Annotated in this window: 13 protein-coding genes and 1 pseudogene; 5 read left to right on the top strand and 9 right to left on the bottom strand. The window is 47.1% G+C overall.

Annotation, left to right across the window (positions count from 1 at the left end; genetic code table 11):
• Positions 1-201: hypothetical protein (locus Q0386_RS07295; RefSeq protein WP_299029186.1), on the top strand; the 201-nt coding region annotated here is incomplete at its 5' end.
• A 130-nt stretch (positions 202-331) separates the two neighbouring features.
• Here Q0386_RS07295 and dxr read toward each other — a convergent pair.
• From dxr to Q0386_RS07275, 4 genes are all read right to left on the bottom strand, one after another.
• On the bottom strand, positions 332-1,444 hold the full coding sequence (gene dxr, locus Q0386_RS07290; RefSeq protein ID WP_299029183.1) for a 1-deoxy-D-xylulose-5-phosphate reductoisomerase: 1,113 nt from the start codon (positions 1,442-1,444) through the stop codon (positions 332-334).
• Positions 1,438-2,169 (bottom strand): phosphatidate cytidylyltransferase, encoded by a 732-nt coding sequence (locus Q0386_RS07285; protein WP_299029180.1) that lies wholly within the window; start codon positions 2,167-2,169, stop codon positions 1,438-1,440. The genes dxr and Q0386_RS07285 overlap by 7 nt, the downstream gene beginning before the upstream one ends.
• Before the next feature lie 511 nt (positions 2,170-2,680).
• Entirely contained in the window at positions 2,681-3,037 is a 357-nt protein-coding gene (locus Q0386_RS07280) for a hypothetical protein (protein WP_299029177.1), read from the bottom strand.
• Between the two features lie 14 nt (positions 3,038-3,051).
• Positions 3,052-4,371 carry an NFACT RNA binding domain-containing protein gene (locus Q0386_RS07275; protein WP_299029172.1) on the bottom strand — a complete coding sequence of 440 codons (1,320 nt, stop codon included), beginning with the start codon at positions 4,369-4,371 and terminating at the stop codon, positions 3,052-3,054.
• Positions 4,372-4,457: 86 nt separating this feature from the next.
• On the opposite strand from Q0386_RS07275, the gene Q0386_RS07270 reads away from it, so the two are divergent.
• From Q0386_RS07270 to leuC, 3 genes and pseudogenes are all read left to right on the top strand, one after another.
• Complete coding sequence (locus tag Q0386_RS07270; RefSeq protein ID WP_299029169.1) at positions 4,458-4,844, top strand: Plug domain-containing protein; 387 nt, start codon at positions 4,458-4,460, stop codon at positions 4,842-4,844.
• A gap of 69 nt (positions 4,845-4,913) precedes the next feature.
• Positions 4,914-6,593: pseudogene (locus Q0386_RS07265) on the top strand (TonB-dependent siderophore receptor).
• A gap of 377 nt (positions 6,594-6,970) precedes the next feature.
• Positions 6,971-8,245, top strand: coding sequence for a 3-isopropylmalate dehydratase large subunit (gene leuC, locus Q0386_RS07260; protein ID WP_299029166.1), 1,275 nt, complete (start codon positions 6,971-6,973; stop codon positions 8,243-8,245).
• Positions 8,246-8,898: 653 nt separating this feature from the next.
• Here leuC and Q0386_RS07255 read toward each other — a convergent pair.
• Positions 8,899-9,156 carry a SemiSWEET family transporter gene (locus tag Q0386_RS07255; protein WP_299029164.1) on the bottom strand — a complete coding sequence of 86 codons (258 nt, stop codon included), beginning with the start codon at positions 9,154-9,156 and terminating at the stop codon, positions 8,899-8,901.
• Between the two features lie 140 nt (positions 9,157-9,296).
• On the opposite strand from Q0386_RS07255, the gene Q0386_RS07250 reads away from it, so the two are divergent.
• The gene (locus tag Q0386_RS07250; RefSeq protein WP_299029161.1) at positions 9,297-9,794 is read left to right on the top strand and encodes a hypothetical protein; all 498 of its coding nucleotides are present in this window, start codon (positions 9,297-9,299) and stop codon (positions 9,792-9,794) included.
• A gap of 306 nt (positions 9,795-10,100) precedes the next feature.
• On the opposite strand, the gene Q0386_RS07245 is transcribed toward Q0386_RS07250, so the two are convergent.
• From Q0386_RS07245 to Q0386_RS07230, 4 genes are all read right to left on the bottom strand, one after another.
• Entirely contained in the window at positions 10,101-10,928 is an 828-nt protein-coding gene (locus tag Q0386_RS07245; protein ID WP_299029158.1) for an ankyrin repeat domain-containing protein, read from the bottom strand.
• 85 nt (positions 10,929-11,013) lie between these two features.
• Complete coding sequence (locus tag Q0386_RS07240; protein WP_299029155.1) at positions 11,014-11,394, bottom strand: hypothetical protein; 381 nt, start codon at positions 11,392-11,394, stop codon at positions 11,014-11,016.
• 226 nt (positions 11,395-11,620) lie between these two features.
• Positions 11,621-12,364, bottom strand: coding sequence for an AMIN domain-containing protein (locus tag Q0386_RS07235; RefSeq protein WP_299029152.1), 744 nt, complete (start codon positions 12,362-12,364; stop codon positions 11,621-11,623).
• 31 nt (positions 12,365-12,395) lie between these two features.
• Positions 12,396-12,665 carry a septum formation initiator gene (locus Q0386_RS07230; RefSeq protein ID WP_299029149.1) on the bottom strand — a complete coding sequence of 90 codons (270 nt, stop codon included), beginning with the start codon at positions 12,663-12,665 and terminating at the stop codon, positions 12,396-12,398.
• Positions 12,666-12,727 lie beyond the last annotated feature (62 nt).

Below are 12,727 nucleotides of genomic sequence, written 5' to 3'. Positions count from 1 at the left end.
ACGAAGCGTCGCCCCTTCCTCTCCCAAGCCCTCTCTAACCCCACTGCACGTGAGAAGTTGCTGCACTGCGTGCAGGTTAAATTTGGCGCTATTGCGCCGCACGTTTTTAAATTTGCGTTTTTGTGGTGTGGGTCTCGGCGAGTAAAATTTGCAAATTTGAAATTTGATTATAAGAAATCGAGGCGAAGTATCGCGAGATGATTTTTCGAGTTTTCTGCTTCGCAAGCTCGCAGCTGCAAGCAGAAGAAGCAAAATTGAGCGTGCGCTAGGCATATAGCCTGCGGAGCGAAAATTTTGTGAAATCTCGGAAAAGCGCTCGCGAGACAAGCCGCTATTTAAGCGACTTTTCCGCCCACACTCTCACTTCTAAATCCACCTCAAAGATTCTACTCTCGCTCTCTATCTTTTCGTTTTCAAACCTCTTTGCTGCGGCCAAAACCGTTCGCGAGATATCTAAAAACCCGCACTCGCCGCGCAAAAATTTATACACGGCGACTTCGTTTGCAGCGTTGATAGCGACGCCGAGATCCGGGTTTTGCAAAGCTTGGTCTTTTAGCGAAAAGATAGGGTATTTTTTCAAATTTATCTCGCCGAATTTTATGTTTTTTAGAGTTTTTAGGTCTAAATTCGGCACGATTTGCGCATTTTTCGCATCGGCGGCGTTCAAATTTAGCGCTCCGTCCTCGCCCAAAATCGCATGCGCGATAGCTAAAATCATATCGGTTTTGGATAGATGCGCCGTCGTCGAGCCGTCGGCGAACTCCACCAGCGCGTGCACCGTGGACGTGCGCTCGATAAGCGCCTCGATGTCTCGCACGCCGTAGAGCCAAAAGGCCTCCAACACCTCAAAAAGCTTGTTCGCCATCGTCGCGCTGTCGATCGTGATCTTCGCGCCCATGCTCCAGTTGGGGTGCTTTAGCGCGTCTGAGGCAGTGACATTTTTTAGGGCTTTTAGCGGTGTTTTGTAAAAGGCGCCGCCCGAAGCCGTGATGACCAGCCTAGCGACCGGGGTTTTGTTTGCGAGCAGGAATTTAAGCCCGAAATGCTCGCTATCTATCGGATTTATCGCGCCCCTGTCTAAAAATTTGCCGCCCGCTACGAGGCTTTCTTTATTCGCAAGCGCCAGCTTTTTACCTAGCTTTTGCGCAGCTAAGCTCGGAGCCAGCCCGGCAAAGCCCACTAGAGAGTTTACGACGCGCTCGCTCTCGCACTCTTTTAGCATATCGCAGATGCCCTGCGCACCCGCAAAAACGCGTTTGTGTTTTACCAATTTAGCAAATTTTGGTTCGGCGATGCAGACGAATTTAGGCTTAAATTCGGAGATTTGCTCGTTTAAAAGCTCGTAGTTTGACGCGCAGCTCAGCGCCTCGACGCTAAGGCCGAATTTACGGGCCAAATTTAAAGTATTCGTCCCGATCGAGCCCGTCGAGCCCAACACTACCACGATAGCGTCCAGAGCATCGCCGCGACGCCAAACAGATAGCCATCGACGCGGTCAAGCATCCCGCCGTGGCCGGGCAGCAGCGTGCCGCTATCTTTGACGCCCGCGCGGCGCTTTAAATAACTCTCGAAAAGATCGCCCCAAACGCCAAAAACCGCAACCAAAAACGCCGTGATGAGGCTATGCCAAAAGCTATCGGTCAGCACCCAGCCAAAGCCCGCGCCAAAGACCGTAGCCACGGCGATACCGCCTGCTACGCCCTCCCAAGTTTTGTTCGGCGAGGTCTCGCTAAAGGCGTGTTTGCCGCAAAATTTGCCAACAAAAAACGCCCCGCTATCGCACGCCACGACCGTTAAAATCAGCCACGCCAAGTAACCCACGCCGTACTGCGAATAAAGCATCCAGATGAGAAAAATCGGCGTCATCGGATACAAAAATGGCAGTGCGGGCGTTAGATTTTCGCTCTTAAAATGCGCGAGAAAACTAACAACGAGCAAAACCGCTAAAATAGCGATAAATACGGGGTTTGAAAATGGAGTAAGCAGATAAAAAATAACCGCTATAAGCGCAAGAGAGCCGCCCTGCAGGCCGTAGAGCTTCTGCGCTTCGCTAAAGGCCATGTAAAGCACGAAGCCCAAAATGGCAAAATTTAACAGATAGCTATCAACAAAAAAGATGACCAAAACCGCCGCAAATAGCGCGACGCCGGTGATTATACGCGTTTTCATGATTTTTCCTTTTTTGAGTAACGATTGTATAAAATTTTCGCTTAAAAGCGCCGAAATTTGAGGCGAATTTGCGTTTGCTAGCTTGCTTTAATCGGTAGTCAAATTTGATAATTTATTTTTGCTTGAAACGGACGACAAATTTGACGATTTTTGCTAAATTTTGCCGAGCGCGGCGGCAAACTTGGCATAAATTTGACAACCTGTGCCAAATTTTACGCTTGCTAAAAACGGTGTATCAAATTTAAAATCAGATAAAATTTGCTCCGCGCCCTCAAATGCGGGCGGCAAAAACTAACACTCCGCGCGTTCGCATATTTGGCTGGCTTTCCCGCGGCGGCTATCCTCAGACGCTAAATTTACGACTGAAACGAGCCGATTTATTACGCTTTAAATTTTACGTTCGCGATATTAAAAAGATGAAAGCTTAAATTTAGGCCGAAAGCGGATCAAATTTAAAGCCAAATTTGACCGCCTAGCATCAACATATTCAGTCAAATTTGAGCGAGAAAGCTTAAATTTTAAGATCGAGATGCTGAAAAACGGGCGACGCTTGCGGGAAGTCGTTAGCCGCGACGTGATCCTCTGCATTTTCATCGCCGTCAGAGTCGGAGTTTTCGCCGTTTTGCTCCGAGGCGAGCTCGCCCTGCTCCTGCCTGCTTTTTTGCTTTTCGTGCTCGTTTTCGGGGTCGATTTTGTAGGTTTCCTCGGTCGGTCGCACCTCGGAGACCTCTTGTTTTTCGTCGCTTGCTAGCGATGCGGCGGCGAGATTTTGCAGGTCAAATCTATTTTGGACGTCGGCGACCTTGTTTGAGACCATATTTACGTTTTGATTGATAAAAATCGTGTTGCCAAGGGGTGTTACAGCCATTTTCGCCTCCTGTTTTAGTCGTGCTTTGTTACTAATATCGTCTTAAAATTAATATAATTTACATTTGCGCCGCTCGTAATTTTGACGTTGTTACGTTTGGTAAAATCAACCTCGTACGTCCCGCCGCCTTTGACGCTAAAATTTACGCAAATTTTAGCCGCAAATCTCAAAATTTCCTCGCTCGGAGCGCTTTTTGCGGTTTTGATGATGACGTGCGCGGACGGCATATCTTTTAGGTGCATCCAGACGTCGTCTTTTTTCGAGTTTTTTAGCAGCCAGACGTTGCCTTTTTCGTTGCGTCCGATACTGATTTTATAGCCCTCTACGTAAAAATCCTCGACGTTTTGATTTTGCTCTTTTTGCTTTACGGCGCGGGCTTTTTTAGGCGCTAGGATCTCTAGCTCTTCGGCGCTTTTAGCTTCGTTTACGAGCGTTTTTAAATTTGATAAAAACTCCAGTTTTTCGGTCAAATTTTGCCGCTCGATGACTAAGCCTGCCGCCTTTTGCTTTAGCCTTTTTGCCCTAGCAAACATCGTGTTTGCAGCGATTTTGGGGCTATCATCCAGCACGAGCCGCACCTCGCCTCGCTCAAAATCATTTAGCGTTACCTCGCGCTCGTACTCCCTTAGCGCGTGTAAATTTGACAGGATCAGCCCCGCATTTTTGCTTAAAATTTCGCTTTGCGCATTTAGATCCGCTTCGTTTTCAAGGCCCGCTAAAATTTCGCTTAAATTTTGCATTTTGCGCTCTATCGCGGCCGATTTTACGGCGCGCAGATTTTCTAGCTTTGCGTTATTTACGCGCTTAAATTCCTCGCTAAAATACCGCGCAAAATCCGTTATCGGCGGCGTCTCTCGCTCTTTTATCACTGCAGGCGGCAGCTCAAGCAGCTCGCGCCCCGGTTTTATCACGCGAAAATTATTGTCTATGTGCCGCAAAGCCTCGACGATGACGCCTTTTTCATCCGTGATGATCGCGTTGGTAAAGCGCCCCGTAAACTCCAAAAACAGGCTTGAGGCGAGGCTTTTATACGAGCCTTGGAATTCGCACTCCAGCTTTAAAATTCTATTTCCCTCGGGCACGCTTAAATTTAAAATTTTCGCCCCCCAGAACCTCTTTTTAAGCGCGACGTCAAAGGGCGCTTTGTACTCTTTGACGTTTAGAAAATCAGGATTTGCGTAGATCGCGGAGTCGGCCTTGCTGAGATCAAAAAACAGCCCGAGCTCGCCGTCAAATTCTATAAATATCGCCATATCGCCCGCGCGTCTGATTGCGGTTATTTTTTTAAATTTGCCTAGAAAAGATTTGATTTGTTTTAAATTTGCGTATTTCATAGCCGAAATTATAGCCTAAAATCGGGCCGAATTTTAAGCGCAAGAATAATATAATGATAATGCATTTTAAAACGGAGAAAAAATAAATGAACAAATTCAGCCTAAGTTTAGCGGCCTCGTCGCTGCTTTTAACTCAAATTTTCGCCGCCGACGTAGCGCTACAAGGCGTCGAGATTAGCGAGAGCGCAGACGATGGATACCGCGCCAAAACCAGCGAAATAGGCAAAACAAATACGCCTATTTTAGAAATTCCGCAGACGGTAAACGTCGTAACCCAGCAGCAACTAAAAGATAAAAAACCCGAGACTCTAGCCGAAAGCCTTCAAAACGTGAGCGGAGTTAGCTACGGAAACACCACGGGCGGTATCTTTGACTCGATCATAAAAAGAGGATTCGGCGGCGGACGCGACGGCTCGATCATGCGAAACGGCGTGCCCGCTAGCGTCATGCATAGCTTTAACAAAACCGTATAAAGCGTCGAGGTGCTAAAAGGCCCGGCTAGCTTGCTCTACGGCGCGCAAGAGCCCGGGGGCATCATAAATATGGTCACTAAAAAGCCAAAATACGACTTCTCAAACGAAATTTGGGCGGGTATCGGCAACCGCAACTACTGGAACGCGGGCTTTGACACCACGGGACCGATCGCTAATAGCGGCTTTGCGTATAGATTTATATTTGATATGATGCAAAAAGACTACTGGAGGGAGTTTGGCGAATATAAAAACGTCCTCTTTGCGCCATCTCTTTCTTATAAAGGCGATGATTACCGCATAAACTTAGCCTATACGCACACGCGCTCGACCGATCCGATCGACCGCGGCATGTATCTGGTGCCAAGCACGGGCAAGCTACTGCCGATAGATAAGAAAAGACGCCTTGACGAGCCGTTTAATAAACTAAAAACCAGACTCGACACGGTGGACGTAAATTTTGAAAAAAATATCGGCGAGGACTGGCTACTGCGCGGTGCTTACGCGTTTTCCCGCTCAAAGCACGAATACGGTCACATCAGGCTAATGAACGTAAATTTAAACACCGGCGTTGCAGCTAGACGAAACGAGGCGTATGACGGGTTTATCCACCGCACACACGCCGGATCGTTAAATTTAAACGGTTATGTGCAAACGGGCGAGATAGAGCATAACTTACTATTTGGTATCGACGCAAAGGAGTACTACCGCTATAGATCCGGCGCGCTAAACAGCTACAGCTCCGGCACGACGCACAAAAACTATCCGATAAATATCTACAGTCCAGTCTACGGCACGGTCCCCTATCCGTCCGACCGAGCCTCCGGTATCCAGTATCAAAAGCTAAGAACGGTCGGATTTTACGCGCAAGATAGTATAAATTTGACCGAAAATTTGATCTATTCTTTGGGCGTTAGATACGAATACTACGACCAAGTCGCTCGCGGCACGACTAGCGGTCCAAACACAACCGATCAGCAAGACGGCAAATTTACGTGGCAGACGGGGCTTTTATACTTGCTAACGCCCGAGTGGTCGGTTTACGCCAACTACGCGCAAAGCTTTAGCCCGCAAATGGCGATCAGCGGCGACGACATCGGCGACATAAAGCCCTAAGAAGGCAAAAGCATAGAGCTGGGAACTAAATTTCAAAACGATAGCATAACGGCTAGCGCGGCGGTCTTTAACATAGACAAGAAAAACATCATGCGCACAGTAAATAGCGTTAGCACTCCCGTGGGCGAGGCGCGCTCTAGAGGATTTGAGTTTGACTTTAACGGTCGCGTGACGCAAGGACTGAGTCTAGGCGCTAGCTACGCATACACTAAAACCGAGGTGCGCAAGGATAGCGGCGCGTTTGCCGTGCTAGTAGGCAAACCGCTTGAAGCTACACCTAAGCACCAAGCCAGCCTCTTTGCTAACTACGACTTTAGCCACCTAGGCGCAAAAGGCCTAAGGATCGGCGGTGCGGCGAGGTATTTTGGCTCATGGTACACCTACTACATGAGGACGAATCTACCGGCCGTGCCTGCAGGAACGGGCTTTAAGATGGACGACGCGGTCGTTTACGACGCCTTTATCAGCTACGATACCAAGATCGCAGGCTACGAGACGAATTTCTCGTTTAACGTCAAAAACCTGACCGACAAGCTCTACTATACGTCCTCGTCGACCGGCACACAGGCTAATATCATACCGATACAGCCGGGGTATGCGAGGCAGTTTATGCTGACCGCTAGCGTTAAATTTTAAAATTTAAGCGGCTTGTCTTTTCTCGCTATACGGCGTTGAAATTTAAATTTTAAGCTCGGCAGACCATTCGTCTAGCCTACGCTTAAAATTTAAATTCCGCCTTGTCTAGCGAAAAAATACTTCACCTTAGCTTCTTGCGTTCAAATTTGGAATTAAATTTGGTTAAATTTACAAATTTGATTTCAAATTCGACTCGCCCGAACCCGCATCCTGAAATCGTCAAATTTTGTTTTAAACCCGCGACGTATTATGCTATTTTATCCAAGCCAAATTCGTATTTGCAACACTCAAATTTTAATCTCAATCTCTTTTTTATCCATTTTTCGCTAAAATCGCTAAATTTTAAAAACGCGCGGCATCCGCAAAAAAGGAAATTTATGCAAAACTCAAAGCAAACCATCACCGAAAAGATTTTCAGCGAGCACGTAGGGCGCGAGGTTTTCGCGGGCGAGATCATCGAGAGCGACATCGATATGGTCATCGGCAACGACATCACGACTCCGATCTCCATCAAGCAGTTCGAGCGCAGCGGCGCGACGAAGCTAGCTAATCCGGACGGCTTTAGCGTCGTGATGGACCACTACATCCCCGCCAAAGACATCCTAAGCGCCAACCAAGCCAAAATCAGCCGCGATTTTGCGTATAAGCACGATTTGAAAAACTATTTCGATGAAAAGGATATGGGCATCGAGCACGCGATTTTGCCCGAAAAAGGCCTCATAGTGCCTGGCGACGTCATCATCGGCGCCGATAGCCACACCTGTACCCACGGCGCGCTGGGAGCCTTTGCCACGGGTATGGGCAGCACCGACCTAGCCTACGCGATGATAACGGGCAAAAATTGGTTCAAAGTACCGCCGACTATCAAAGTGATCTTTCGCGGCAAGCTAGACCGCCACGTCTACGGCAAGGACCTCATCCTAGAGATCATCCGCCGCATCGGCGTGGACGGCGCGCTGTACAAGGCGCTGGAGTTTACGGGCGAGACGATAGATAGCCTCGATATGGACGGGCGTTTTAGTATGTGCAACATGGCGATCGAGGCCGGCGGCAAAAGCGGTATCATCGCGGTTGATGAAACCACGAAAGAGTTTTTGAAAGGCAAAAATTTGCGCGCCGAGCCGAAGCTGCACTACTCCGACGAGGGCGCAAACTACGAGCAAATTTTAGAGATCGATGTTAGCAAGCTCGATCCCGTGATCGCCTATCCGTTCCTGCCTAGCAACGGCAAGAGCGTGCGTGAAGCCGTCAGAGACGATATCGCTATCGATCAGGCGTTTATCGGCAGCTGCACAAACGGCAGACTCTCGGATCTGCGCATCGCGGCTGAAATCCTAAAAGGTCGCAAGGTAGCGCGCAAAACCCGCCTCATCATCACGCCTGCAACGCAAAAAATCGCCCTACAAGCGCAAAAAGAGGGGCTGATGGATATATTTGCCGAGGCCGGCGCGGTCGTTTCAAACCCGACCTGCGGCGCGTGTCTGGGCGGATATATGGGAATTTTGGGCGTTGGGGAACGCTGCGTGAGCACGACGAATAGAAACTTCGTCGGTCGCATGGGAGATCGCACGAGCGAGGTGTATCTGGCAAACTCTGCCGTAGCCGCAGCTAGCGCAGTGGTAGGCAAGATAGCCGATCCGCGCGATCTTTAAAATTTGGCGGCTTGTCTTTTGAGCGCTTTTTGCGGAGCTGGCTAAAATTTAGCTCGGCAGACTATATGTCTAGCCTACGCTAAATTTTACCTGCGCAACCCCAAAAATCATCTCAAAATACTTCGCCTTATCATTGTTGCGTTCAAATTTGAAGCTAAATTTGCAAATTTCATCTTCAAATTTTACCCACCGAGACCCGCATCTTGAAAATGCTAAATTTAAATTTACGACGCGAAAGCGTCAAATTTAACCTGCACGAAGTGCAGCAACATCTCACGTGCAGTGGGGTTAGTGGGGGTTTCTGCGTCGCTGCGCTAGCAGCTGCAAGCAGACGGGAGAGGGTCTGTCTCGGACAGTTACGAGCCGCAGGCGAAGTAAAGCCCCTTCCTCTCCCAAATAAAAGAAAAAGGGGCTCTTTTGCTTCAGCCAAGCTTCGCCTTGTGCTTGCACTCTCTTTGAGAGCTGCAAAGCAGAGCGTAATTCAAGCCCCTTTCCACTTAACAAGAAAATCAAGATATTAAAATACAGCAAAACAGTGCAGAAAATTTACATTCAAATTTGACGTCAAATTTGCAAATTTGAGCTACCGAAACTTGCGTCAAAAATATCAAATTTAATTTCTCCGCATAGGCAAATTTAGCGGCTTTTATCCTTTAAAACGCCGTTACCGTCGCCAAAAGCCCAAAGATGATGCCGGGCAAATTTGCAGCAGAAAGCGGATAGTCTTTTTTAGCTTTTAGCAGGCCGTAGCTAGTCCAGATCGTGCAGTTTATCGCTGCGGCTAGAGGCTGGATAAAAGGCGTTTTGTTGCCCTCAAGATTGCCCATTATCTGCGGGATATAAGAAATATACATAATGACCGACAGACACGTGCCTATCCAGCCTAAAATTTGCAAATTTTTCTCGCTCATTTTTTCTCCTTTAAAATAAAATCCGCATTATACTACCTTTTCGTGCAACGACGCGAAATTTTATCTTGCCCGCCGCCGCGTTTTAATCGCCGAGCTAGGTCAGATTTAGTAAAATGCAGCCTAATTTAAAGGAGAGCAAAATGGCTTACGTGACCTACGACAAGGCAAAATGGCACTGTGGCGCGAAAAATGCGCCGACAGATATCCCGCAGGAAAACGGCGCAACGCACATCGCGTTTTTCTTCTGCTGGTGCATGGAGCGCAAGCTCTATTCCAAGGACTTTGCGGCGGACTTTGCAGACGATATAGCGCGGATGGACGATAGTTTTGATTATCGCCAGTATTTTTTGGGCGCCATGGACGGCGTGCTAAGCAGCGAGGAGCTAAACACCGCGGGCAAGGCCTTTGCAAAGGCCTACTACACCACGGATCGCACGAAATTTGCCAAAACGCACGGCTGGTATTTGCAAGATTACGACGATTTCGTCGCACGCAAATTCGGCGATAAAAACTTCGACAACGCCTATTTTTACATAGAAAACTCGCCGCAAAATTACGCCGAGATCAAGGCTATCATCGATCGCCGCTACGAGGAGTTTTTAGAAGCCAAAAAAGCCAGCAAAAGCACGGATAAATAAACCAAAATTTGCGCCGAGCGCAGTTTTTAAAGCGCAGAGTTCAAATTTACGCGCGGACGAGTCCAAACGATTTAGCCTTGGCCGAGCGCAGATCGTAAATTTTAGATCGGTTGCTGATTTAGCCGCGCCTCGCAGCAAGGCTAAACTTAGACCGTTAAGCTAAATTTGACGGCAAGCCGCTTCTAGTTGGCGCCCCTTCGCTACTTAAACTGCGCAGTCAAATCTCTCGCACCGGCGGTAACCTCCGCCGCTTTAGGCAAGCTCCGCTCTATCAAATTTTTCCCCTGACATTTTATCTCCTTTTATCTATTTGCTTTGTAAATTTGAGTTTGAGTCTGATTTGCTTCGGTTGCTATCTACGTAAATCACATGAGCCATGCCCTTTTTGGCTCTACCTATGGCGCTATTGATCCCGTCTTGCTTTTCCATTTCGTTTGCCCATTTTATGAAAGCTCTAATATCTTTAAACGTAGCATTTTCGTCGGGGCAAAAATGTGAATGAAAATTTATTTGATTGTCAAATCTTTTTATTCGTTTCGGATCTATCGGCTTTGGTTTGTATTGCAAAAGACCTTCATGATATAAGCACTCGGTACATAAGTGCTGATATTTCTTGTTTTTGCGTAACTTCGCTTCGCCTTCTTCGTCTATACCTTTATTCATTTTATAGATATAGTTTTCTTTTTCTTTCGCATAGTATTTTACGTTATCATAGCACTCCTCATACGCCTTCTTTAGCTCCTCTTTAGTAGGTTGCCCTACGACGTCGTATTTTAAAAGAAGCTCTAGCATGGGTCCGTAGTTTGGGATAGTATCTAGCGAGATATATAAAGATCGCATAAATTCGGAATCGTCTCTTAGTCCGTGAAAAAACGTATTTGGATGATCGTCTAGTTTCGGTTTATACCCGCTAGCAAGAGCAAGTTCGGTCATCTCTACGTAGTTATGGGTTACTATATATCCTATCGGATCGTTTACGTCTTTGGATTCTTTGTTAACTTGATAGTTGTCTTCAAATATTATCTTTACGTCGTCTCCGTCTATGATAAGCTTTTCGATATTGTAGTAAAAAGGAGTTTTTCTATACCACTGCACCGCCTTTACTTCATCAAATTTAACCCCGCTATCAAGCAAAAGCTTGGCGGTCTTTGTAGAGTTGTTTTCTATGCCAGGGGCGAGAGTTTGTAGTTATCTTGCGTATGAGCGTTTGCGCCCATATCTATATAAGTCTTTTTGCCGTGACTTCGTCATCGTAAAAGCTAGCGTACATCAAAGGAGTAACGCCGTCTATTAGTGGAGAGTCTATGCTAATGTTATTATCTTGCATAAATTTTAAAATTTGATCCGTTTGCTTTGATTTTAAAAGCTTGCGGAAATTTTCAGCAAATGCGCCATCTTTTATCTGCTTATCTATATCCCAGTATCTAAAAGCAAAATCGTCTATCTCCTCTTGCGTTACGTATTTGCTTAGCTCCGAACCCGGGATTATTTTAGTATCGGCGGTAACTACGAAGCGAGTCGGGCCGGATAGCTTTTCGTAAATAAAATTTACGAAAACGACAAGGAAAAGAGCGGCGAGGCTAAGTGCGAGTTTGTTCAAATTTATCCCTTAAGTCAAATTTGCGAAATATTAGCCAAAGGGGCGGTTAAATTTGAGTGAAATTTGGGGGCAAAATCTGAAAAAGCGGGGAAAATAAATCAAGGCAAATTTGGCTAAATTTGAAAGCCAAATTTAAAAATGCGGCGAAGGCTCAAATTTAACCCTCGCCGCGAGAAAATTATCACTGTAAATTTACATGCCGAAAGCTCGGCGCGCAAAAACAAATTTATCTAGATAGCTTTAGCAGATATCCGTCCTGCGTCTTTTCGATCTCGTGTTTGTAGCTGCCGTCGAGATCAAAAACTACGCGGTAAAATTTGCCGTGCGAGCCAAAAAGCGCCGTTTTAAACGCGCCGCAGTCAAGCTCGTCTTTTCTAGTATTTACGTCCGTTTGCGAGGCGAAGTCGATCACGACCTTGGTGCCTTTGCTGATAGAGTAGTCCTTTAGCTTCTCGTCGGTCGTGAGGATTTTTATCTGCATCGGATAGATCTCAAATTTCGTCTGCTTATAGACGATCTGCTTTTGCGGTTGCGGCTTTTCAAGCGGCTTTATGACGACGTCTTTTAGCGGCTCTTGCACGGTCATGTTGCGCTCGGTAGGCTTTGGCGCGACGTCTATCGCGGCCGCTTTTGGCTCCTCTTTAGTGACCGAGACGTCGGGCTTTTCTACAACGACGGGCACTGCGATCTTGCTTAGCAAAAACTCGTCCTGCCACGAGATGCTTTTGTTTATATCGACGGTTTTTTCCTTGATACTGCCGTCGAGGCTTTTGTATTTTAGCGTGACGGAGATGAAGTTTCTAGCGTCGGCGGGAAATTTGAAACTCTGCTTTTCAAAAGGCGGCAAATTTTCCACGACATTGCTGCTAGCCATGCTCGCGTTTACATCGCCCGAGGGCGCAAAAGGATTTTCTCTGCCAAAAGCCAGCCCGCAGGCCAGCGCCAAAAGCCAAATTTTACCGATTTTCATAACTCCCCCGTTTTTTAAATTTTCCGACTAATCAGCCGCCGCTGCTTGGCTCGAGCTCTTTTAGCTCGAAATACGCCTTTTGCAGCTGGGCGTTTTGTTTTTTTAGCGTTTCTACGTCGCGTTCTAGCTGCGTTTTTTGCTCTTGCAGGCTTAGCATCACGTCTAGCGAGCGTTTGCCAAAGATTATGTTGCCCACGTAGATACCAAAACATATCACGCAAAACGCTATAAGCGTAAATCTGAGAAAAAGCCTGAAATCAAAAGGCCTTTTCTCGACGTATTCGTCTAGGACTTCGCTCAAATTTGATTTCCCAAAAACTCGTCCGTCTCGCGCTCGATCTCAAGCAGGCGGTTGTATTTTGC

This window comes from uncultured Campylobacter sp. (assembly GCF_938045625.1).
GTDB lineage: Bacteria > Campylobacterota > Campylobacteria > Campylobacterales > Campylobacteraceae > Campylobacter_A.
This window is presented reverse-complemented; position numbering and strand designations above follow the sequence as displayed.